Origin of the sequence: Parabacteroides sp. AF27-14, from assembly GCF_003635425.1 — a bacterium.
Lineage (GTDB): Bacteria > Bacteroidota > Bacteroidia > Bacteroidales > Tannerellaceae > Parabacteroides > Parabacteroides distasonis.
The window spans coordinates 63,722-84,036 of sequence record NZ_QTLZ01000018.1 but is presented as its reverse complement, the minus strand read 5'-3'; the positions used below and the strand labels follow the sequence as shown (position 1 = coordinate 84,036).

General features: G+C 49.6%; 21 protein-coding genes. 17 read left to right on the top strand and 4 right to left on the bottom strand.

Translation table 11 applies throughout. The features are described from left to right. The first annotated feature begins 22 nt into the window (after positions 1–22). The 3 genes from DWY79_RS16695 to DWY79_RS16685 are packed head-to-tail and all read left to right on the top strand — an operon-like array spanning position 23 to position 3,577. Positions 23–415, top strand: a complete 393-nt coding sequence (locus DWY79_RS16695; RefSeq protein ID WP_005868373.1) for a hypothetical protein — start codon at positions 23–25, stop codon at positions 413–415. After that, entirely contained in the window at positions 405–1,862 is a 1,458-nt protein-coding gene (locus tag DWY79_RS16690) for a DnaB-like helicase C-terminal domain-containing protein (protein WP_005868371.1), read from the top strand. The genes DWY79_RS16695 and DWY79_RS16690 overlap by 11 nt, the downstream gene beginning before the upstream one ends. Then, positions 1,856–3,577: a DNA primase gene (locus DWY79_RS16685; protein ID WP_122369835.1), complete on the top strand. Its 1,722-nt coding sequence runs from the start codon at positions 1,856–1,858 to the stop codon at positions 3,575–3,577. The genes DWY79_RS16690 and DWY79_RS16685 overlap by 7 nt, the downstream gene beginning before the upstream one ends. 234 nt (positions 3,578–3,811) lie before the next feature. Here DWY79_RS16685 and DWY79_RS16680 read toward each other — a convergent pair whose 3' ends face one another. Then, positions 3,812–4,057 carry a DUF6722 family protein gene (locus tag DWY79_RS16680; RefSeq protein WP_005868368.1) on the bottom strand — a complete coding sequence of 82 codons (246 nt, stop codon included), beginning with the start codon at positions 4,055–4,057 and terminating at the stop codon, positions 3,812–3,814. Between the two features lie 198 nt (positions 4,058–4,255). Here DWY79_RS16680 and DWY79_RS16675 point away from each other — a divergent pair, with 198 nt between their 5' ends. Next, positions 4,256–4,696: an HU family DNA-binding protein gene (locus DWY79_RS16675; protein ID WP_005868367.1), complete on the top strand. Its 441-nt coding sequence runs from the start codon at positions 4,256–4,258 to the stop codon at positions 4,694–4,696. A gap of 1 nt (position 4,697) precedes the next feature. Here the strand turns inward: DWY79_RS16675 and DWY79_RS16670 are convergent, their stop codons facing one another. Then, positions 4,698–4,922 carry a DUF4248 domain-containing protein gene (locus DWY79_RS16670; protein ID WP_005856539.1) on the bottom strand — a complete coding sequence of 75 codons (225 nt, stop codon included), beginning with the start codon at positions 4,920–4,922 and terminating at the stop codon, positions 4,698–4,700. Between the two features lie 91 nt (positions 4,923–5,013). Here DWY79_RS16670 and DWY79_RS16665 point away from each other — a divergent pair, with 91 nt between their 5' ends. The 8 genes from DWY79_RS16665 (at position 5,014) to DWY79_RS16625 (ending at position 12,488) form a co-directional block, all read left to right on the top strand. After that, positions 5,014–5,481 carry a glucosaminidase domain-containing protein gene (locus DWY79_RS16665; protein ID WP_009017926.1) on the top strand — a complete coding sequence of 156 codons (468 nt, stop codon included), beginning with the start codon at positions 5,014–5,016 and terminating at the stop codon, positions 5,479–5,481. Between the two features lie 408 nt (positions 5,482–5,889). Beyond that, a complete protein-coding gene (locus tag DWY79_RS16655; protein ID WP_122369833.1) occupies positions 5,890–7,074 on the top strand; it encodes a glycosyltransferase family 2 protein in 1,185 nt (394 codons plus the stop codon). Then, positions 7,067–7,966, top strand: coding sequence for a glycosyltransferase family 2 protein (locus DWY79_RS16650; protein WP_005868358.1), 900 nt, complete (start codon positions 7,067–7,069; stop codon positions 7,964–7,966). The genes DWY79_RS16655 and DWY79_RS16650 overlap by 8 nt, the downstream gene beginning before the upstream one ends. A gap of 7 nt (positions 7,967–7,973) precedes the next feature. Then, positions 7,974–9,029, top strand: a complete 1,056-nt coding sequence (locus DWY79_RS16645) for a glycosyltransferase family 2 protein (RefSeq protein ID WP_005868357.1) — start codon at positions 7,974–7,976, stop codon at positions 9,027–9,029. Positions 9,030–9,038: 9 nt separating this feature from the next. Next, positions 9,039–10,226, top strand: a complete 1,188-nt coding sequence (locus DWY79_RS16640) for a glycosyltransferase family 2 protein (RefSeq protein ID WP_005868356.1) — start codon at positions 9,039–9,041, stop codon at positions 10,224–10,226. Between the two features lie 112 nt (positions 10,227–10,338). Beyond that, positions 10,339–11,463: a hybrid sensor histidine kinase/response regulator gene (locus tag DWY79_RS16635; RefSeq protein WP_122369831.1), complete on the top strand. Its 1,125-nt coding sequence runs from the start codon at positions 10,339–10,341 to the stop codon at positions 11,461–11,463. 160 nt (positions 11,464–11,623) lie between these two features. Further along, positions 11,624–11,956 carry a 6-carboxytetrahydropterin synthase gene (locus tag DWY79_RS16630; protein ID WP_005856525.1) on the top strand — a complete coding sequence of 111 codons (333 nt, stop codon included), beginning with the start codon at positions 11,624–11,626 and terminating at the stop codon, positions 11,954–11,956. Continuing rightward, on the top strand, positions 11,943–12,488 hold the full coding sequence (locus DWY79_RS16625) for a radical SAM protein (RefSeq protein WP_005868354.1): 546 nt from the start codon (positions 11,943–11,945) through the stop codon (positions 12,486–12,488). Before DWY79_RS16630 ends, DWY79_RS16625 begins: the two co-directional genes overlap by 14 nt. Positions 12,489–12,523: 35 nt before the next feature. On the opposite strand, the gene DWY79_RS16620 is transcribed toward DWY79_RS16625, so the two are convergent. Together DWY79_RS16620 and DWY79_RS16615 are read right to left on the bottom strand one after the other, a co-directional pair. After that, positions 12,524–13,870 carry a dihydroorotase gene (locus DWY79_RS16620; protein ID WP_122369829.1) on the bottom strand — a complete coding sequence of 449 codons (1,347 nt, stop codon included), beginning with the start codon at positions 13,868–13,870 and terminating at the stop codon, positions 12,524–12,526. Between the two features lie 39 nt (positions 13,871–13,909). Next, positions 13,910–14,659 (bottom strand): polyprenol monophosphomannose synthase, encoded by a 750-nt coding sequence (locus DWY79_RS16615; RefSeq protein WP_005856519.1) that lies wholly within the window; start codon positions 14,657–14,659, stop codon positions 13,910–13,912. Between the two features lie 291 nt (positions 14,660–14,950). Between DWY79_RS16615 and DWY79_RS16610 the strand changes: the two genes are divergently transcribed. The 5 genes from DWY79_RS16610 (at position 14,951) to DWY79_RS16590 (ending at position 20,243) form a co-directional block, all read left to right on the top strand. Further along, the gene (locus DWY79_RS16610; protein ID WP_005868349.1) at positions 14,951–15,877 is read left to right on the top strand and encodes a hydrogen peroxide-inducible genes activator; all 927 of its coding nucleotides are present in this window, start codon (positions 14,951–14,953) and stop codon (positions 15,875–15,877) included. A gap of 86 nt (positions 15,878–15,963) precedes the next feature. Beyond that, on the top strand, positions 15,964–17,229 hold the full coding sequence (locus DWY79_RS16605; protein WP_005868347.1) for a carboxypeptidase-like regulatory domain-containing protein: 1,266 nt from the start codon (positions 15,964–15,966) through the stop codon (positions 17,227–17,229). 82 nt (positions 17,230–17,311) lie between these two features. Next, positions 17,312–17,851, top strand: coding sequence for an RNA polymerase sigma-70 factor (locus DWY79_RS16600; RefSeq protein WP_122115046.1), 540 nt, complete (start codon positions 17,312–17,314; stop codon positions 17,849–17,851). A gap of 5 nt (positions 17,852–17,856) precedes the next feature. Then, positions 17,857–18,708 (top strand): FecR family protein, encoded by an 852-nt coding sequence (locus DWY79_RS16595; protein ID WP_122369827.1) that lies wholly within the window; start codon positions 17,857–17,859, stop codon positions 18,706–18,708. Continuing rightward, the gene (locus DWY79_RS16590) at positions 18,687–20,243 is read left to right on the top strand and encodes an STN and carboxypeptidase regulatory-like domain-containing protein (RefSeq protein WP_005856509.1); all 1,557 of its coding nucleotides are present in this window, start codon (positions 18,687–18,689) and stop codon (positions 20,241–20,243) included. Before DWY79_RS16595 ends, DWY79_RS16590 begins: the two co-directional genes overlap by 22 nt. Positions 20,244–20,315 lie beyond the last annotated feature (72 nt).

Sequence of the window (20,315 nt, the reverse complement as noted above, 5' to 3'; positions counted from 1 at the left end):
AAGGGGTATAATTCAAAACATTATGTATAAACTATTCAACACGGATGAGCTACGGAAGAACGGCTACATCCGCTATCCCAGAGTTTTCTTGGATATGCTCATAAGAAATTGTTGCAAGGGAAAGCGGATCCCGACGCAAATAGGGATCATGCTGTACCTGTACAGCAAAGTCGCCTATAGCCCTTACCAATGTCCATGGAAAAATGACACATACACCATCCAGAAAGGGCAATGTATCGTGAAAATACCCGAGCTGGCCACTTATCTTGGCTGCACGGTCTATGCCATACGGAAAGGATTGGAAGAGCTAGAACAAAGCAGCGTGATAACCAAGAAAAAACTAGATCACGGTATGGCGGTGGAAATTATCAATTATCAGTCGTTCATACTAAACAAAACATCTTATGGCAAATAAGAAAACGCTAACCCCTACCTCCCTCCCCGCCAGCCTCACGCTACCCGAAGAGCGGAAAGCGGAGAAAGCCCTGCTCTTCGGGCTGCTGGCCTCACGCAAGAGCCTTCCCGAGATCGCCTTCAGGATAAGGCCCGAGATGTTCACCCACCCGGATATCGCCTTGGCGATAGAGGCCTACCTCAGCCTTCACGGGAAGGGGGAAGGAACGGATATACTCTCGGTGGAGAAAGAGATACGGAGGCTCTCGCCGGAGAGGGCCGGGCAACTGCCCGACCTCTTCGAGCTGGCCCGGCAAGACGGCTACATGGAGGTAGGCGGAGAGTTCGTACGGCAGCATTGCCAGTACATAAGGGAGGCCTTCGTGGCAAGGCGGCTTATCCTGAGGTGCCACGAGCTGGCGCATAAGGCGGCGGCCGACGACCGGGATACGCAAAAGCTGATATCGGAACTGGGAACGGTGGCCGATGAACTGGGCGAGCAGCTCTCCCTCACCCACGAGATACCGGACATGCCTACCGCCACCGCCGAGGCCATGGCACGGGTACGGGAGATACGCGAGCGGGTAGCCCGGGGCGGTACGGCGGGCATACATACCGGGCTGGGGGGACTGGACAGGCTTATGGGAGGGTTGCGGACAGGCTCGCTCCACGTGTTCGCCGCCCGCCCGGGCATGGGAAAGACGGCCTTCGCCCTTTTCATGGCGGTGAACGCCGCCAAGCAAGGGGTACCGGTTTGCGTCTACAGCCTGGAGATGTCGAGGGAACAGCTGATCTTCAGGATGCTGGGACAGATAGCCGACGTGGAGCCTTCGAAGATCACCAAGGGAACCGCCACCGAGGAGGAGATGAGAGCCTTGGAGGAGGCGAGCCGGCAGCTGAAAGAATTGCCGATATGTATCAACCAACGCTCGGACATCCAAATAGACGAGATACGCTGCGACATCTCCCTCAGGAGGCGGCAAGGGAAGTGTTCCCTCGCCATCATCGATTACTTGCAGCTAGTAAACCGGGACGACAAGGGGCAGACCCCAAACGAGGCCATCTCGAACATCACCCGCAAGGCCAAGATTACGGCGATGGACGAGGAGATACCGATCGTGCTGCTCTGCCAGCTGAACCGCAATTGCGAGACGAGGGGGACCTACTCCTTCAGGCACCAGCTATCCGACCTCCGGGACTCCGGCTCTATCGAGCAGGACGCCGATACGGTGGCCTTCATCAGCCGCCTCTCCGTGGTGAACATACACGAGGACCCGGATACGCACCTGCCTACCCGGGGGAGGGGCACGATCCTGCTGGCCAAGAACCGCCAAGGCGAGCTGGGACACGTGCGCTTCATGCACAACGAGGGCGTGACCTCCTTCTGGGACGACACCCAGCCGGCATGCGTCCGCAAGGCCCGGGCGGCGGAGCCTAAACCGAAGGGAAAGGGCCTCTTCGAATGCTGACAGACGATACGCTGCGCAAGGTGCGGGAGACGGCCCGCATCGACGAGGTAGCCTCCGGTTACCTCACGCTACATCGCTCGGGGAAGGACTTCGTGGCGCTGTGCCCGTTCCACGACGAGCGGCATCCCTCCTTCCGCGTCTCCCCGGCGAGGAACATCGGGAAGTGCTTCAGTTGCGGCGAGGCGGCGGACCCGATACGGCTCGTGTGCCACATGGAGGGATGCGGCTTCGAGGAGGCGGTACGCCTACTGGCACGCAAATACAATATCGAGGTGGAAGAGACCGCTGCCGCTGGTCGTGAGCGGCGGCGGGACGAGCGGGAAGCGTTGTTGCTGGCGAACGCCTCGTTCGCTAGCGGCCTGCTACCGGGCCACCCCGTAGGTACGGCACGTACGATAGAGGATCGCCATGGGCTGGAAGAGACCTACCGCGGCTTCGGCGTGGGACTTTGCCCGCCCGACGTCCCCCAAGTGTTCCGCCCCTTCCTAGGCCGGCTCATCTTCCCGATACACACCACCGGGGGACAGGTGGCCGGGTTCGCCGGACGGAGCCTTACCCCGTCGGAGAAGGGGCGGAAATACGTCAACTCCCCCGACAGTCCCGCCTACCACAAGGGGCATATCCTCTACGGCCTGCACAAGGCGGTGAAAGCCATACGCTCCGAGGGACGCATCCTGCTTTGCGAGGGATACAAGGACGTGCTCGCCTTCCACGCCTCCGGCATACGGTACGCCGTGGGGCTATGCGGCACGGCGCTCACCGAGGAGCATATCCGGGCGATACGGAGGCTGGCCGGGCAGGTGACGCTCTCTCTCGATCCCGATCCGGCGGGACGGCAGAACACGGTCCGGTGCGCCCATATGCTCCTGTCCGAGGGATGCGCCGTCAGCCTGCTTCCCCTACCCGACGGCATGGACCCGGACGAGGTATACCGCCGGAAAGGGAGCGACGAGCTGGCACGCCTAGCACGGGAGGGTACCCTCGATTACCTCTCCTACCGCATCCGCCAAGCGGCTTCCCGCCCTCGCACGGACACCACCGCCATCAACGGGGCGTTGGGCGAGATCGGCCTCCTCTCCTCCCCGCTGGCCGTGTACCGGAGGCTTGGGGAGCTATCCGGGGCGACGGGTATACCGATGGAGGTATTACGGCAGGAAATGTCTGTCGCCACAGACCCGAAAAGCGTAGCGGCAGCGGCACCGAGGAAGAAAGTCGCAGGCCTCACGCACGCCCTGCCACGAGAAAGGGCGTTACTGCGTTTTTGCCTCACGCACCATGACCGGATGTTCTACGACCCCGACGGAAACGAGATTTCCCTGCCCGCATGGGTCTCTGGCGAACTGGCGGACAACGAGCTTCCCCTAGAGGACCCGGAACACGCCCACTTGCTCCACCTCCTATCCGAGGGCAAGCACCCGGACGGGATAGCGGACGAGCGGCTCTCCGCCCTTGTCCTCTCCCTCCGGGCCTCCGCGCCGCAAGATACCGGGCCGGTACCGGACGAACGGCTTCCCGGCGAGACCCGCTTCCAAGTGCTCCTCTACGGCGAGTCCTTCGCGCACCGGAAGCTAGCCCGGGCCTTGGAGTCCGTCCGCACGGCGGCGACACCCGAAGAGCGCCTGCGCCTACAAGCCACGCTCGAGAATCACTTCGCCCTAAGCGACCGTATCGCCAAGGAATTGCAAAGCCAAAGTATCCTGCCGGAGGGGATATAGGGGGGAGACAAAAAAAACTACCGTGTTTGGCACCGAACACTATTGTGCCGGGAAGCCAACACAGTAGTATCCGAAGCCAAACACAGTAGTGTCCGGACCGGAAATACGATAGTCCTTTTATTTCATGCTATCCAACCAACGCTTGCCGGATGGCGTGTACATCCAAACGATAAACACCACAAGTATCAATAGCATTACCCCGAAAAGAAATGTCAATGGATTCATAGCTCTTTATTATTTCAAGATTTTATTACCACAGAAAGCTAACCCGACAGAGAACAAGATCCCTACCATGAACATTCCAATCATACTTATCTCTATCTTTTCCGATTGGAATAACATAGCTATTCCACCCAGCACCAATGCCGTGAACGTCAGTTTTGACAAATCGTAAAAATATTTGCCCAACGTCTCACGCTGGCACTTCGCCCGTTCACGGGACTCACCTCTCACGTCTCGCCGCTTGTCTTTCTCTTTCATACCGTAAATTTTTCATGTCAATCGAATTTTGATTGGGCAAACATACGCTTATTTCGTTAGAAAACCAAGCGTTATTCACTCAAAATCCACCTCTTTACCCCCATTCACCCGACCTCGCCCCCCTTCGTCCCCGTTGACCGGAATCCCACCGGCGGCATGTCGTACCTTTACAACGTAATCAAAAAAACACCAGACATTATGCCGATCAAGTACCGATTAGTCTTACGAAAAGACATGACCAAGGGAGCCGCCGCCGGCTCCAAGTTGTATTACGCCGTGAACAAGTCCACCGGCACCTGCGATTTCGAGGAGCTGTGCGACCAGATCGCCGACCGCAGCACCGCCTCACGGGGCGACGTGCAGGTCGTGGTAGACGGCCTTCTCTACATCCTCAAGCAACGCCTCCAGAAAGGGGAGACCGTCCAGCTGGGCGATCTCGGCCACTTCCAAGCCGTGATCGGCAGCAAGGGCACCAAGCTGGAGTCCGACTTCAACGCCTCCCTTATCAAACGTCCCCGGATCGTCTTCCGTCCGAGCGTGACGCTAAAGAGCGTCACCGGCCTCGCCAAGTTCGAGAAGATCGTGCCCGACGCACCCGCCCCGGGAGGAGGCGACAGCGAATCCCCCGACGAAATCTGACTCAAGGCTCCCCTAGATGAGAAACGATGCACTCCCGCTGACGGGGCGATAAGATCCGTTGGCGGGGATGCCATCCGCACTCCTCCAGCCGCTCCATCAACTTTCCGCTGACACGTATCCACCGGGACAGCTTATCCGAGGCTTTCTTCTTCGACAATAAGGGAAAATAACTCATCGCTATATCACAAAAATAATAGGCGCCGACACCGGTCTCCCGCTTTTCCATACTGATGCTGTTTATTTATTAACTTATTCAAAGATAGTAATTTAAGATTAATTTTCCAAGAAAAATCAAATCATAATTCATCGTATATATCATGAAACAAGCCTATATCTCCACCCACCTTGCCGACGCCCAGTCCGCCGGCGACCGCTTCCACCTAAACCCCATCATCCTCCTTGCCCAAGCCGCCCTAGAAAGCGGCTGGGGCACCTCCCGCCTAGCCCGGGAGGCCAACAACCATTTCGGCATCACCGGCTACGGGGCGAGCAACGCCTTCTGGCACGGGGGCCGCGTCACCGCCCGATACAAGCGGGGCGAGTTGCTGTTCCGCCGCTACGACTCGGCACGCAACTCCTACCTCGACTTCGCCCGCCTCCTCGTCTGCTCCTACCCGCAGGCCGCCGCCATGAGCCGTTTCCCCGCCGACTACGCCAAGGCCATCGCCTACAGCCCCTACATCAGCGAGCTGAACGGCGACAACCGGGAGCGCTACCGGGAGACGCTGGTACAGCTCTGCCACGAGATCGAACCGATTTACTCATCCCTAAAAAACAACAATTGATATGAATAAGATACGACAAATACTTGCCTTCGTCCGCAGCCTGCTGGATTTCTTGCTAAACCTAGGATCTCACACGCCCCAAAAACAACCGCCCCATGACACGACCGACACTCCCACGGAGCCCACGCCCCCCTTTCCCCCACTTCCGCCTGCTCGCCTTGGCCAGCCTCTTCCTGCTGGCGGTACTCTCCCTCCTGCTAGACATGCGGGAGGCGGCGTTGGCGGCTATCGGGGCGATACTCTCGCTCTCGTCCACCCCTCGCCCGGCCCCTTGAACCTGCTGGGCTGGGGGCTGATACTCTCGGCGGCGCTGAGCTCGCTGGGAAAGATATGGCCCCCTTAGGTGAGAAAAAACGGCAGAATCAAACTCTTATTGAAAATTATAAGTACTTTTGTAAAAAAAAGCGAATGCACTTGTTGATCTACATAGATATCGCCCTATTCATTTTCATCGCCTTTTTCATAGGCTATGACCTATTTTTTACGTTGGCGTCCTTTTTTCGGAGGAGGTACCGGAAGCACCGGAGCATACGGCTCCAGAAGTTCGCCGTCATCTTCGCCGCCTATAAGGAAGACCAAGTCATACAGGAATCCGTGGAGCGCATCCTCCTGCAAGACTATCCGGCGGACAAATACCGGGTGATCGTGGTATCGGACCATATGCGGGAGGAAACGAACCAAGCGCTCGCCAAGCTCCCGATCGAGCTCCTCACGCCGGATTTCAAGCATAGCATGAAACATAAGTCCATCACCTACGCCTTGGAATACCTGAAAGAGGGAATCGATAAAGTCGTCATCCTCGATGCCGACAACCTCACGGATACGGATTTCCTGACCCGGGTCAACGATATCACGCAAGACAACATCGCCCTGCAAGCGCACCGTACCCTCAAGAACGACAATACGCCGATAGCGGTATGGGACGGTATCTCCGAAGAGATCAACAACACCATCTTCCGCAAGGGGCGGGTCAATGTCGGGATCTCCTCCTCCTTGATAGGCTCCGGCATGGTATTCGACTTCGGATGGCTGAAATCCCACATGCCCCAATGCGGCACTTTCGCCGAGGACAAGGAGCTGGAGATCTATCTCGCCACGGAAAATATCTTTGTCGATTACGCCGAGGACATCCTCGTGTACGACGAGAAGACCTCACGCCAAGAGGTCATGGCACGGCAAAGATCCCGCTGGTTCCACGCCCAACTGCTGGCATTCTCTTTGATCATACGGCATCTCGACCTCCGTACCCTCAACTGGAATTATATGGACAAGGCGGTCCAATGGTTCCCGCTCCCGAGAATATTAAAACTGATCATCCCGTCTCTCCTCGCCTTGGCATGGAGCCTCACAACTTTCCCGCTTGCCCTGAAATGGTATGGACTGATATTAATCAGCATCTTGACATATACGCTGGCCATTCCCCGCAAGATGCATACACGGAAACTTTACAGGAATCTGTCGAAGCTTCCCTTCCTTTTTTTCATCTTGACAAAAGGATATATAGCCTCATTCATCCGGATAAAAAACAAGGATACGAGCTTTCAGAGCACTCCACATGACATAACGATAAAAAAAGAAGAAAGCCATGATTAAAAAAGTCTCCATTATCACTATCAATTATAACGGGTTGAAAGATACCGTCGAGATGATAGAATCCTTGGCTATCCATGAGACTTATCCTCATGAGATCATTGTCGTAGACAACGCTTCTACCGACCCTCTGGAACATAAGCTTCTCCAATCCAAGTTCCCAGACATACAGGTTATACGGAGTGAGAAAAACCTTGGATTCGCCGGTGGTAATAACTTGGGAATATCATATGCCACAGGCTATTATTTATTACTTCTTAACAATGATACAATCATTACCCAACCATTCCTAAAAGCATTAGTAAATAGACTGGACAGCAATCCTCGAATAGGATGCGTCTCTCCTAAAATAGCTTGTTGGCCCGAAAAAGAACGTTTACAATACGCAGGTTCCACACCAATGAGCCACATAACGCTCCGGAACACCTCCATTGGCTATGATCAGTTAGACCAAGGACAGTTCGAAGAAGCGCATGAAACCTCATTCGCCCATGGAGCTGCCATGGCAGTCAAGGCGATTGACATACAAAAATTCGGGAAAATGCCAGAATTCTACTTCCTTTATTATGAAGAGTTAGATTGGTGTACTCAAATTCAAAAGACTGGATCCTCTATTTGGTTTGAGCCCAAAGCTATAATCTATCATAAGGAAAGCGCTAGTGTGGGTATTGAGAGTCCTTTGCGTATATATTATCACACCCGAAATCGTCTCATATTTGCCCAGCGCATTTTATCAAAAAAAAGAATTCGTATATGTTCATATATATATCAAACGACATTTGCTCTTTGCAAAAAGATTCTAATATTTACGATTCAAGCAAAATTCCATCTTATTCCATTTTTGTTTAAAGGAATAAAAGATGGTATTTATTTCATAAACAATAACTCAAAATAACAAAGTTATGTATAAAGTTTCTTTAGCAATACCTATTTATAACGTGTCTCTATTCGTAGAAAGAGCGTTACTATCCGTATTAAACCAAACATATGATAATATAGAATATTTAATAGTAGACGATAAAGGGCAAGATGATTCCATGGACATTGTCCATAGAATTATTAAAGATCATCCAAGAGGAAAGGATGTCCGTATCATCGAGCATCCGTATAATATTGGCCTTGGGGCTACAAGAAATACTGCCATCGATAATGCGCAAGGCGAGTATCTGTTTTTTATGGATAGTGACGATGAGATCATCCCTACATGCATAGAAATTCTCGTACATAAAATGCAAGAACATCCTGTTGATTTCATCGCAGCATCACACATGAAGAAAGATCTCTCAGGAAAGACCTACCCTACTTATACGTATAGCCCGATTTTAATCCAAGGAGATGATTTACCAGTCGCACAATATCGATATGCACAAAACAATGATATATATGTAATGAGCTGGAACAAACTTTATAATTTAAACTTTTTAAAATCCCATAATATACAGTGTATACCTCATCAACTGGTAGAGGATTGCTGGTTCACATATCAAGTTATTATATCCGCAAAGTCTTGCCAATTAATATCCGATCAAACCTTGTATTATACTATAAATCCAGAATCCACAACCTCAAAGATCAAGACACAAGGGTATTCGATGAAATTAAGTATCAGCTACGCAGAAATAGAAAAAACAAAAAGAGCCTATATAGCCCACTTAAGAGCACACTCAATTTATCCCTGTTTGCTCTTCGATACCATGTTCATGGGCCTATATCATGCCTACAGAATATTATGCGTAGATAACAAAATGGAAAAACAAGAAAGGAAAAAACTCGCATGCTCTTTATTAACTCGAAATTTCCAACTACCTAACCGAATTATCTGTAGTACCTCTTACCTTCGTTTTCTTGCTATATACATTTTTTACAGTTTACCTATAACTATAAAAATCAATTTGGTGAATTTAGCCATCAAATTTAAAATCAAGGATATACTTCAAAAATGGTTTCACTTCAATTAAATAGATTTTATGGAAAAGAGCTGTCAAGTCATTGAGATCCTCTTCTGGATCGGCATCGGGATCGTTTTCTATACCTATCTGGGGTATGGGATCGTATTATACCTTATGGTAAAGATCAAGGAGCTGTTCGTTAAACCCCGGCTCCCCCGCCTTCCCGAGACACTACCGGAGGCCACGTTGCTGATAGCCGCCTACAACGAGGAGGCGATCGTGGCGAGCAAGATGGTGAATTGCAGACAACTGGATTATCCGGCGGATAAGCTGAGACTGGTCTGGATCACCGATGGAAGCAATGACAACACGAATGAAAGACTGAAAGAGTACCCGGAGGTCACCGTACTGTACCAACCGCGGCGACAAGGAAAGACCGCCGCCTTGAACCGGGCCCTCCCCTACGTCAATACCCCCTACGTCATCTTCACCGACGCCAACACGATGCTGAACAAGGGCGCCATCAAGGAGATCATACGCCAGTTCAGCGACCCACGGGTAGGCTGCGTGGCCGGAGAGAAACGGGTAGAGATACAAGCCGAGCAAGGAGCCACCGCCGGAGAAGGCATATACTGGAAATACGAGTCCGCCCTCAAGCGACTGGACTACCGCCTATACTCCGCCGTCGGGGCGGCAGGCGAGCTCTTCGCCATCCGCACCTCCCTCTTCGAGCAGATGCCCCCGGATACCCTGCTGGACGATTTCATCCTCTCCCTGCGCATAGCGATGAGAGGCTACAAGATCGCCTACAGCAAAGAGGCGTACGCCCTCGAGAGCGCCTCCCTGAACATGCGGGAGGAGGAGAAACGTAAAGTACGCATATCGGCCGGAGGATTGCAATCGGTATGGCGGCTACGGGGATTATTGAATATCTTCCGGTACGGGATACTGAGCTTCCAATACATCAGCCACCGGGTACTGCGCTGGACGCTGACGCCGGTCGTGCTCTTCGCCCTCCTGCCCCTCAACCTTCTCCTAGCCTGTACCGGGCATACCCTTTACACGGTCATCCTTGCCCTGCAATTAGCGTTTTACCTGCTGGGATACTTGGGGTATAAAATGGAAAAACGGAACATCCGGAACAAGCTATTATTCATTCCTTATTACTTTTTATTCATGAATATCAATGTCATACGAGGGTATAGCTATCTCGCTAAGCATAAAGGCACAGGCGCTTGGGAAAAAGCCAAACGAGGCGCGGGATAAAAAAATAAAAAAATAGATGGATAAATAGTCGTTATATGTCGACTTTAATTAATACTTTTGCGCTATTGATACTATTTGAATATCAAGAAAACTAGAACACAATTTAGATACAATGGATAAATTGGCCTCAGAGTATAAAGTTCTTATCGTAGATGATGTCCCTACAAACGTCATGCTAGTACAAGCCATACTGAAGAAAGAGGGATATACGCTTTTGACTTGCGACAGCGGGACAAAAGTGCTACGCATAGCTAACGAGAAACACCCAAATCTGATATTACTCGATATCATGATGCCTGAGATGGACGGATATGAGGTCCTCCAGCATCTGAAAAGCAATCCCGAGACTACGGATATACCCGTGATTATCATGTCCGCCCTAAGCGATATGCAAAGCATCGTGAAAGGTTACCAATTGGGCGCCACCGAATACGTCACAAAGCCTTTCCAACGTGAGGAGCTGGTGAAGAGGGTGGCCCACCGCTACGAGCTTTACAGCATCAAGCGCATCAAGGCCGAGCTGGAGAACACGATCGAGTCTAGGGATACGCTATACTCCGTTATCGCCCATGACCTGCGTTCCCCGCTAGGCTCGTTGAAAATGATGAATAACGCCATCTTGATGATGGTGGACAAGGAGCGGGTAGGCGACGAGGTGTACGAGATGATCCAGATGATGAACAAGACCTCCGAGGAGATCTTCCTCTTGCTGGACAACCTGCTGAAATGGGCCAAGAACCGCTTGAACAAGCAGCACGTATATAAGCAACAGACCGACATAAACAGTATCATCGATAGTACCGCCGAGATGTATGTCCCGATGGCGGCGCAAAAAGGCGTGAAGATTATCCTAGAAAATCTGGATAAAGAGCTGGTAGGCTTGGTCGATATCGATATGCTCAAGACGATTATCCGTAACCTGATCTCTAACGCCATGAAGTTTAGTTTCGAGGGGGGCACGATCACCTTATCCTCACGCTCCGAGGGGGATTTCGTAACCGTTAGCGTGAAAGATACCGGCAAGGGCATCAAGAAAGAGGATCAAGACAAGCTCTTGAAACAAGACTCGCATTTCACGACCTACGGGACGAAGAACGAGAAAGGCTCCGGTCTGGGATTGATGCTTTGCAAGGACTTCGTGGAGCTTCATGGAGGAAAGCTTTGGTTCGAGTCCGAGGGCGAGGGCAAAGGAACGACCTTCCTGTTCTCGATGAAGGCGCTGAACCAAGAGGCATAGCCGATCGACGTACCGCCTGTCTCTACCGATCGTAGACAAGTGTCGTACAAACAAACTAAATATTTCGTATATTTGCATCCCGGATTAATATCCGGGATTTTTTTGTGTGCCGAGGTGACATTAGGTACATTATTATTTATCGTATAAACATTATTATCGTATGTATACCGTAATTAAACGTATGGAGATCTCCGCTTCCCATAGCTTGAGATTGTCCTACCCCAGCAAATGTGAGAATCTACATGGTCACAATTGGATGATCACGGTTTATTGCCGCTCCAAGGAATTAAACGCCGATGGCATGGTAGTCGATTTCAGTCATATCAAGAGATCGGTGAAATCCCTGTTGGACCACCAGAACTTGAACGATATCTTACCTTTCAACCCGACGGCGGAGAACATAGCCTTTTGGGTATACGAGCAGATCCCGTCTTGTTTCAAGGTAGAGGTAAAAGAGTCTGAGGGTAACACGGCGATCTATGAGGAAGATTAACGAGATATTCTACAGCTTGCAAGGCGAAGGGTTCCATACGGGGACTCCCGCCGTATTCGTCCGCTTCTCCGGTTGCAACCTGAGATGTAGCTTCTGCGACACCCGCCACGAGGAGGGCGTAATGATGACGGACGAGGAGATCGTGGAGAAGGTATCTTCCTTTCCCGCACGGATGGTAATCCTGACGGGAGGAGAACCTAGCCTGTGGATCGACAAGGCGCTTATATCCCGCTTACGTGAGGCGGGGAAACAGATCTGTATCGAGACCAACGGCACACGCCCCTTGCCCGACGGCATCGACTGGGTGACTTGCTCGCCCAAGGAGAACGCCCCGGTGGTATTGGAAAGAGTCGACGAGATAAAGGTGGTTTATACCGGGCAAGACCTGTCCGCATACGCCGAAATCCCCGCACGGTACCATTTCCTGCAACCCTGCTCCTGCCAAAATACGAAAGAGGTAGTGGATTACATCCTCCGGCATCCCCGGTGGAGACTAAGTCTGCAAACCCATAAATTGATCGATATCCAATAGATAGGATGAGACGGGGGCATGCCCCGTCTCTACTGCTATAGATAACGGACTTCTTTACCTCTCACGGCGTCATTCACCTCTCCATCGCCATAGGCCAACTCGCCATTCACGAAAGTCTTCCATACGCCATGGTGGAACGTATAGCCCTCGAAAGGAGACCAGCCGCATTTGTACAAGATATTCTCCTTCGATACCGTCCAAGTCTGCTCCGGATCGATCAATACGATATCGGCGTAGTATCCGGGACGAATGTATCCCCTCCTATCGATACGAAACAGCTCCGCCGGCATATGCGCCATCTTTTCGACCACCTTCTCGTACGTGAAACGGCCTTCCATCGCCAGCTCCAACATCGTGATCAAGGAGTGCTGGATAAGCGGTCCTCCGGAAGCCGCCTTCAAGCAAGAGCCTTGCTTCTCCTCCGGTAGATGCGGGGCATGGTCGGTAGCCACGATATCGATCGTATTGTTATTGACCGCCTCACGCAGCGCCGTGCGATCCTCGATCGTCTTGATAGAAGGATTCCACTTGATACGATTACCGAATTGGGCGTAGTCGCCGTCATGAAACCACAGATGGTGCACGCAGACCTCGCCGGTTATCTTTTTCTCGCTCAAGGGAAGACGGTTGCCGAGCAACGATAATTCCTTCTCCGTGGAGAGATGCAGGATATGCAAACGGGAACCCAAGCGGGTAGCCAGTTCAACCGCCTCGGCCGAGCATTGGTAGCAGGCCTCCTCGCTACGGATCTTGCTATGGAAAGAGATATCCAGATCCTCGCCATGCAGGTTCGTGTAATACTGGATATTACGCCGGATCACCTCCTCTTTCTCCGCATGGATGGCGATCAGCATACCGGCCTCGCCGAAGATACGCTCCAACGAGTCTTTCTTGTCCACCAGCATATTTCCCGTAGACGAGCCGAGGAAGAGTTTCAGTCCCGGCACACGGCTACGATCCAGCCTGCGGATCTCGTCCATATTATCGTTTGTCCCACCGAAGAAGAAGGAGTAATTCGCACGGGAGACCTCGGCGGCACGGTTGAATTTCCATTCCAGATCGGCGATCGTCGTGGTCTGTGGCTTCGTGTTCGGCATGTCCATGAAGGTCGTCACGCCACCGGCCACGGCCGCACAGCTCTCGGTCCCGATATCCCCCTTATGGGTAAGCCCGGGGTCCCGGAAATGCACCTGATCATCGATGACGCCCGGTATCAACCATTTCCCCGTAGCGTCGATCACTTGGTTCGCCTCGGCACGCACGTTCCCGGGAACCTCCCCCTCGAACACCGCCGCGATCTTATCTCCCTCCACCAACACCGAGCCGATAAAAGAACGGCCCTCGTTGATGATTCTCGGATTTTGGATTAATATTTTATTCATCTTTCTTATCCTATTATAAATTGTCAAACTCTGTTTTCATTAGGCATGGCTCGCATGTTTCCTCGGATACTTCCTGAAGAAACTCCACCATTTCAATTGAAGGACGCCGAATAAAGCCTCCCCGAATATCGAAGAGTTCATCTTGGAGACACCCAAGGCACGGTTGATAAAGATGATCGGCACCTCCACGAGCTTGAAGCCGCACTTATAAGCCGTAAACTTCATCTCCACCTGAAAGGCGTATCCCTTGAAATGGACACGGTCCAGATCGATCGTCTCCAGCACCTCACGGCGGTAACATTTAAAACCCGCCGTCGTATCCTGTATCTTCATACCCGTGACGATACGGACATACACCGAGGCGAAATAAGACATCAACACACGGCCCAACGGCCAGTTCACCACATTCACCCCGTTGCAATACCTCGACCCGATGGCTACGTCGGCACCCTGCCCGGTACAAGCGGCGTATAGCTTCGGCAGGTCATTGGGATTATGACTGAAATCGGCGTCCATCTCGAAAATAAAATCATATTTATGCTCGATAGCCCATTTAAAACCCCGGATATAAGCGGTACCCAATCCCAGCTTCCCCTTACGCTCCACGATAAAAAGACGCTCCGGGAACTCCTTCTGCAAGCCCTTCACGATAGCCGCCGTCCCATCCGGAGAGCCATCATCGATCACCAAGATATGAAACACTTTCTCCAGCCCGAACACGGCACGAATGATATTCTCAATATTCTCCTTCTCGTTGTATGTAGGAATAATGACGATACTGTCTGACATATACTTTAATCAATTAATTTTTAGCTCATTATATATACGACTGTAAACCATTTGTAAATTACTCTCCAAAGTTACATATTTTTTCTGTGTAAATCTATCATCCAGTTAGCCCATTCGTCTGTTCCATGATAAGCAAATGTATTTTGGCTTTTCACCCAACTTCCCCGATTTCCCCCTAAATGCCTAATACTCAAATTAAGTTGCTTTATTCTTCCACTTTTATTCGATTATTCCAGCGTTTTTCCGTAAGTTTGTCTTCATTAATTTCTAACGCTTGTAAAATTAAGTACTATGAATATACAGCAACTCGAATATATCCTAGCGGTGGATACTTATCGTCATTTCGCAAAGGCAGCAGAGCATTGTAGGGTGACACAACCGACATTGAGTATGATGATCCAAAAGCTGGAAGACGAACTAGGTATTAAATTGTTCGATCGAAACCTGCAGCCCGTTCGCCCCACACCTGCCGGACGTAAGGTTATTGAGCAAGCGAGAAATGTCCTCTATCAAGCTTCTCTTATCAAAGATATCGTGAACGAGGAGGAACAGTCATTGAAAGGTACGTTCCGCTTAGCGGTGCTACCGACTATCGCCCCTTATTTGCTACCTCGCTTTTTCCAGCAATTATCGGAAAAGCATACGGATCTTGACATCCGTATGCTGGAAATGAAAACCGCTCCCACTATGGCCGCCCTGCAAAACGGGGAAATCGATGCCGCTATCATAGCGAACCAACCCACAGAATCCTATTTACAAGGAGACATATTATATTATGAGCAATTCTTCGGATACGTGGCTCATAATGAATCTATCTTCAAAAAGGATTTGATCCGTACCGCCGATATCAACGACGAGCGGTTGTGGCTGCTGGACGAGGGACATTGCTTCCGTGACCAGCTGATGCGTTTCTGCCAGATGGAAAAGGTAAAGGTTCGCCAAGCCGCTTACCGTTTAGGTAGCCTAGAGACATTTATGCGTATGGTGGAAAGCGGTAACGGTATTACGTTCATCCCGGAATTGGCTACCCTGCAATTAAGTAAAGAGCAGAAAGAATTGGTACGTCCGTTCGCCATTCCCAAGCCGACACGGGAGATCGTCTTTGTCACCCGTAAAGATTTTATCCGGCATACCGTAGCGGGTATTTTAATAGAGAGCATCAAGAAAGCGGTACCTAAAGAAATGTTGACTTTGCAGCCCGGACAAAAGGTTGTGTGATTTTTTCGATAAATCCCATAGGGTATTTCTTTTCTGAGCGATCCTATAAGTACAAAGTGATTATTTACCATTAAAACAATACAAATATGAAAGCGCTCTGTAAACAAACTATGGGATTTATCCTGATGATACTGTTGGCTTGCGGTGTAACCTCTATAAAGGCACAGGATAGCGCAGACGATGAGTTTATCACTGTCAGCGGTGTAGTAAAAGACAAGCAAACACGAAAAAAACTGGAATACGTAAATATCTCTATTCCGGGAACCAACGTGGGAACGATCACCAATAATGACGGTGAGTTCTCTATCAAAGTGAAAAACGGCCTCCATGCCAGACAAGTAGAAGTATCGCATATCGGATATTTGAATGGCTTGATCCCCGTGAACGATAAGGACATATTAGAATGTACGGTATTACTCGAACCGAACATGAATACGCTTAGCGAAGTCATTATCCGGGCCGGAGATCCTCGATATATCGTAGAGGAGGCGATTGAGAAAGTAAATAAGAATTACATCGCCACAGGTAGCATGCTTACCGGGTTCTACCGGGAGACCGCACAAAAAGGCCGTCGTTACATCAATATCTCGGAAGCGGTTATCGATGTTTACAAAACTCCCTATAAGGACAGGAACGTGGAACGGGATCGGGTACAGATCTATAAAGGACGTAAATTATTGAGCGAGAAGGCTAGCGACACATTAGCCGTGAAATTATTGGGAGGCCCTAACCTATCCGTTTACGTGGATGTGGTGAAGAATCCGGATTTATTGCTCGACCCGAATATCTTACCTTATTACGCCTTCCGTATGGAAGAAAGCGTGATGTTAAACGACCGACCGCATTACGTAATCAGTTTCCAACCTCAAGCGATCTTGCCTTACGCTTTATATTACGGCAAATTGTATATCGATAAGGAACGGCTTTCCTTCAGCCGTGCGGAATTCGCCCTCAGCATGGATGACCGGAATAAGGCTACCGAGGCCATCCTCCGCAAAAAGCCTTTTGGCTTGCGATTTAAACCCGTGGAGGTAGCTTTCCTCGTAACTTACAAAGAACGTGACGGCATGAGCTATCTGAGTTATATCCGCAATGAGGTTCGCTTTAAATGCGACTGGAAACGAAAACTTTTCTCTACCAACTACACGATCGTATCCGAGATGGTCGTTACCGATGGTAAAGAACAAAATAACTCCATCCCCTACCGGATGTCTTTTAAAGCGGATCAGTCTCTATCCGACAAGGTATCGGACTTCGCCGACGAGAACTTCTGGGGAGCTTACAACATTATCGAGCCTACCGAGTCTTTGGAGAATGCGGTATATAAATTAAAGAAGCAACATAAAAATTGACCGTGTAAATATACTATCGACAATGATATGGACAAATCATTATCTTTGTCCATTATCAATTATCTGTTGAAACCAAATTATTATGGATTTGTTCGTACTCAAAAAGATCAAGGAAGGGGATATTAAAGCATTCGAAAGTATTTTCAGGCTTTATTATACCCCTCTTTGCCTGTACGCAACCAGTATAACAGGAGAGCAGGAAGTTGCGGAGGAGATCGTTCAGGACTTGTTTTATGTATTCTGGAAAGAAAGAGAATCTCTTCCAATCTTACGTTCCATCAAGAACTACCTTTATGGAGCTACCCGGAACCGGTCCTTACAATATCTGGAGCATCGGGAAGTACGATACCGATACCGGAATACGGTTTTAGTCGGAGAGAATCCGGAATCCGAATCGTATACCCCGCAAGATCAACTTGAGTACAAAGAATTGCAATCCTTGGTCAACCGGGCATTAGGTAAATTGCCCGAACGCCGCCTCCGGATCTTTCGGATGCACCGTTTCGAAGGAATGAAATATGCGGAGATAGCCTCCAGCCTCTCATTGTCCATAAAGACAGTAGAAGCGGAAATGACCAAGGCACTACAAACACTAAGAAAAGAAATCGAGAATTATACCTAACAGTTATGAATCAAATAGAAAAAAATAAATTGAAGACAGACCAAGCATGGGAACAATTATACACTCGCTTGGAGCAAGACGGGCTGCTGGATAAGCCAATTTCCGGTACACAAATCCCATACCGGATCGGACTTATGAAATGGGCCGCCGCTATCGTTATACTCTGTGTATCGGTAGCTACGGCTATTTTCCTTGGACGAGAACGGACACCGGAAACCACTCTGCTCACCCTGCATAATAACGAGGCTTCCACCACCTTGGTCACGACTTTGGAAGACGGGTCTATCGTTTATCTGGCCGATAACAGTCAGTTAAGCTATCCGAAACATTTCCAAAGAGAAAAAAGAGAGGTGTCTCTACTAGGAAACGCCCTTTTTGATGTAAGCGGGAATAAGGAACGTCCTTTCCTAATCGAGACAGAGCAGGCCCGGATCGAGGTATTGGGAACCTCATTCAATATCAAAAGCTCGGATAAAAGCGCCTTTGAATTGGCCGTTCGCCGGGGATTAGTGAAAGTGACACTCAAGAAGAACGGAGAACAAACGCTGGTAAAGGCCGGCCAAACCGTATCCTTATTCTCCAACCGTTTACAAGTAGCTCCGACTCAAGATAACGAACAATTTTCCGATTACACCCGCCGTATCCAGTTTAAGGATGAGCGCTTAGGAGATATCTTGCATGTAATTAATCTGGAGTATCCGATGATGCCATTGAAGACAACGGCTGATTTAGAGAATAGACGGCTGACCGTTAGTTTCTATAATAACTCACCCGCGACGATGGCTGAACTGATCTGCGCGGCGTTAAAACTAAAATGTACGCAACAAAATAATATATGGATGATTTCCGAACCTTGAGACAGCTGATCGTAGGATGGTTGCTGTTACTCGTAGCTCTCATCCCTATGAATGCCCAGAATGGTAACGTACTGGGACAGGTCATACGATTGCCTAAATCAAAAGGAAATATCTACCAATTGCTGGGACTCGTCACGGAACGTTCCGGCTATCTTTTTATATACGACAGTAAGATTATCGATAATGAACAAACAACATCGATAAAAGGTGGAGATTATACGATACAAGAAGCTATATACGCTATTACCGGTAATAAAAATCTGGCGATCCGTACGATAGAGAACCATCTCTTGCTTTATCTGCCAGAGAGTCCCTCCGCTCCTAAAAGCGCATCCGTAACTCCCGATTCCATACAAACCTATTTCTCGATAGAAGGTTCTTTACAGGATCAATATACCCATGAGCCAATCGCATTCGGATCGGTAGGAATCGGCGAGGCCGCTATCGGCACCATCACCAACCAGAATGGAGAGTTCCGATTGAAATTACCGGACTCACTCCGATTATCCAAGGTACGTTTCTCTCATATCGGCTATCTTCCCCAAGAGATAGATGGTCGGGAGTTAATAGATAAACATACCGTCTTATCCCTAGAGCCTAAAGTAATCTCCATCCAAGAAGTTATCGTGCGTCTAACCAATCCGAAACGCTTATTACAGGAGATGCTGGACGAGAGGAGAAGCAATTATTCCCAGCACCCGATTTACCTTACCACATTTTACAGAGAAGGCGTTGAACGTAAAAAAGGACTCGTAGGACTGACCGAGGCTGTTTTTAAGGTATATAAGGCATCTTACCACAGCAATGCCTTGGCCGATCAAGTGAAACTACTAAAGATGCGCCGCATCAGTAACGAGCAGGAAAAGGACACGTTGATCACAAAAATGAAGTCGGGTATCTACTCCTGCCTTGTCTTGGATTTGATGAAACAGTTACCGGAGTTTCTGGATCCTAGCCCGGATTCACCCTATACATACGCCCATACCGACATCACGGTAGTGGATGATCGACTTGCTAACGTCATCTCTTTCGAGCAACGAAAGAGTATCAATGAACCGCTTTATCGGGGACAGATATATATCGACATGGAAAATAATGCCTTATTAAGGGTGGACTTTGAGGTCAATCCCCAATATATCGAGCAAGCGGCCGGCATGTTCGTCGAGAGAAAAAGCCGGAATTTACGGATCACGCCCCAGAAAGTAGCCTATACGGTATCTTACAAGCAATGGAATGGCACCTACTACATTAACCATATCCGGGGAGATCTGCATTTTAAAATTAAAAAAAGAAGACAACTTTTTAACACAAATATTTTACATACTTGGTTCGAAATGGTTACCTGTAAGATAGATACAGCCAATGTGAACCGCTTCTCACGCATTGAATCCCTTCCCACCCGCACGGTTTTCTCGGATACTCACTTCAACTATGACGAGGGTTTCTGGGGAGATTTTAACGTAATATTACCCGAAGACAAACTGAATGAGGCTATTAGCAGAATCACCTCAAAGATAGAGGAAACGAACTACTAATCCCCTGAAAATCATAAAGGGAGCCTTTTCGCAAAGGCTCCCTTTATAGGTTTTTAATAGGTATTAGTCTTT